The organism is Niveispirillum sp. KHB5.9 (genome assembly GCF_048066115.1).
Classification (GTDB): domain Bacteria; phylum Pseudomonadota; class Alphaproteobacteria; order Azospirillales; family Azospirillaceae; genus Niveispirillum.
In genome coordinates, this window is sequence record NZ_JBLTYX010000051.1 from 1 (window position 1) to 2865 (window position 2865).

The 2865-nt window shown below is 64.8% G+C and carries 3 protein-coding genes; all 3 read right to left on the reverse strand.

What is annotated here, in order from left to right:
* The coding region (locus tag ACM9HJ_RS30810) for an ABC transporter ATP-binding protein (protein ID WP_416575635.1) at positions 1–976 on the reverse strand (976 nt) is incomplete at its 3' end.
* 14 nt (positions 977–990) lie between these two features.
* Positions 991–2001, reverse strand: coding sequence for an ABC transporter ATP-binding protein (locus ACM9HJ_RS30815; RefSeq protein ID WP_416575636.1), 1011 nt, complete (start codon positions 1999–2001; stop codon positions 991–993).
* A gap of 13 nt (positions 2002–2014) precedes the next feature.
* The coding region (locus tag ACM9HJ_RS30820; RefSeq protein ID WP_416575637.1) for an ABC transporter permease subunit at positions 2015–2865 on the reverse strand (851 nt) is incomplete at its 5' end.

Here is a 2865-nt window from a genome sequence, read left to right on the forward strand (position 1 = left end):
CCCAATGGTGGCAAGCGACGAAGTGGCTGGGTGCCTTCATCTCCAGGACCGGGACCTGCTCCGCACAGATGTCGGTGGCCTTGGGGCACCTTGTGCGAAAGACGCATCCCGAAGGCGGCTTCATCGGGCTGGGCAGGTCGCCGCCGAGGACGATGCGTTCCTTGTTCTTCTCCACATCCGGGTCGGGCACCGGCACGGCGGAGATCAGCGCCTGGGTATAGGGGTGCAGCGGCGCGGCATAGATGGCGTCGCGGGTGGCGATCTCCATCACTTTGCCCAGATACAGCACCATCACCCGGTGGCTGACATGGCGCACCACCGACAGGTCATGGCTGATGAACAGCAGCGACAGGCCCATCTCCTGCTGCAATTCCATCAGCAGGTTGACGATCTGCGCCTGGATCGACACGTCCAGCGCCGATACCGGCTCGTCGCAGACCACCATCTTGGGCTTCAGGATCATGGCGCGCGCGATGCCGATGCGCTGGCACTGCCCGCCGGAGAATTCATGGGGATAGCGGTTGATCATCTGCGGCAGCAGGCCGACCTTGGCCATCATGTCCTTGACCAGGGCCTTGCGCTCCGCCTTGGACAGTTTGGGGCGATAGACGGTCAAGGGCTCGGCGATGATGTCGCCGACGGTCATGCGCGGGTTCAGGCTGGCCAGCGGGTCCTGGAAGACGATCTGCATGTCTTCGCGCTTCTGGCGGACGATTTCCGCGCCCACGCCGGTCAGGTCGGTGCCCATGAACAGCACCTGGCCGGCGGTGGGCTTGATCAGCTGCAGCACGGCGCGGCCCAGGGTGGACTTGCCGCAGCCACTTTCGCCCACGATGCCCAGCGTCTCGCCCTCGTTCAGGGTGAAGGACACGCCGTCCACGGCCTTCAGCGGCGTGTATTGGCCGATCAGCAGGCCGCCGGTGCGGATGGGGAAATGGACCTTCAGGTCGGTGACACGGAGCAGTTCCTTGGACATCACTTCTCTCCGCCTCAGGCGACGCGCAGCGACGGGGCCGCCGGGTCGGTCACGGGATTTTGCAGGCTGTACAGGTGGCAGGCCTTGGTATGGCCGGGGCCGACCTCGCGCAGCAGCGGCAATTCACCGGCGCAGCGTTCATGCACGAAATCGCACCGTTCCTGGAACGGACAGCCCTTGGGCAGGCGTTGCAGGTTGGGCGGCTGGCCGGGAATGGCGTAAAGCGTTGAAGACCGCTCCTCGGTCAGGCGCGGCATGGAGGAGAGCAGGCCGGCGGCGTAAGGGTGCGCTGGAGAATAGAAGATGTCCCGCACCGTGCCGGTTTCCATGAACCTTCCGCCATACATCACCTGCACCTTGTCGCACAGGCCGGCGACGGTGCCCAGATCATGGGTGATCAGGACGATGGCGGCCCGGGTCACGGTTTTCAGATCGGCCATCAGGTCCAGGATCTGGGCCTGCACGGTGACGTCCAGCGCCGTCGTCGGCTCATCCGCGATCAGCAGTTCCGGCTCGCACAGCAGCGCCATGGCGATCATGATGCGCTGGCGCATGCCGCCCGACAGCTCGTGCGGATATTGCGCCAGGCGGCGGCCGGCCTCCGGGATGCGCACCAGGTTCAGCATCTCCAGGGCGCGGGCGCGGGCCTGGCTCTCGCTCATGCCCTTGTGCTGGACCAGCACCTCGGTCATCTGGCGGCCGATGCGCAGATGCGGGGTCAGGCCGGTCATGCTGTCCTGGAAGATCATGGCGATCTTGTCGCCACGGATCTGGTTCAGCTGCTTGACCGGCATGCCGACCAGCTCGGTGCCGCGATACTTCGCCGATCCCAGGGTGCGGCCATTGCGGGCCAGCAGGCCCATCACCGACATGAACAGCTGGCTCTTGCCCGACCCGCTTTCGCCGACGATGCCCACGCATTCGCCGGCATTGACGTCAAAACTCACGCCGTTGACGGCGGAGACCTCGCCATCGGGCGTGGCGAAACGGACCGACAGGTCGCGGACTTCCAGAATTGCGGTCATGATCCGGCGTTCCTCAGCGATCCTTGGGGTCCAGCGCGTCGCGCAGGCCGTCACCGATGAAATTGAAGCAGAACAGCGTCACCGCCAGGAACAAGGCCGGGAAGATCAGCATGTGCGGGGCGTTCTCCATCTGGGCCGCCCCTTCGGAGATCAGCACGCCCCAGCTGGTCATCGGCTCCTGCACGCCCAGGCCCAGGAAGGACAGGAAGCTTTCCACCAGGATCACCACCGGCACCAGCAGCGTGACGAACACGATCACCGGCCCGATGACATTGGGGATGATGTGGCGGCGGATGATGTTGGGGGTGGAGACGCCAGCGGCCCTTGCCGCCTCGATATATTCCTTGCGCTTCACCGACAGGGTCTGGCCGCGCACGATGCGCGCCATGGTCAGCCATTCGACACAGCCGATGGCCGCGAACACCAGGATGATATGCCGGCCGAACACCACCACCAGGATGATGACGAAGAACATCAGCGGCATGGAATAGAGCACGTCGACGATGCGCATCATGATGCTGTCGATGCGCCCGCCGAAGAACCCGGCCACGGCGCCATAGGCCACACCGATGACCAGCGCCACCAGCGTGGTCACCACGCCCACGGCCAGCGACACCTTGGCGCCGTACAGCGTGCGGATGAACAGGTCGCGGCCATTGGCATCGGTGCCGAACCAGTGGTTGCCCTCCAGCTGCGGACCCACACCGATATAATCCCAATAGACCTCGTCATAGGCGTGGGGGCTGAGGAAATCGGCGAACACGGCCATGAAGGTGATGATGCCAAGCACAACCATGCTGGCCACCGCCATCCTGTTCGCGAACAGGCGGCGGCGCGCATCCTGCCACAAAGAGCGGCCTTGGA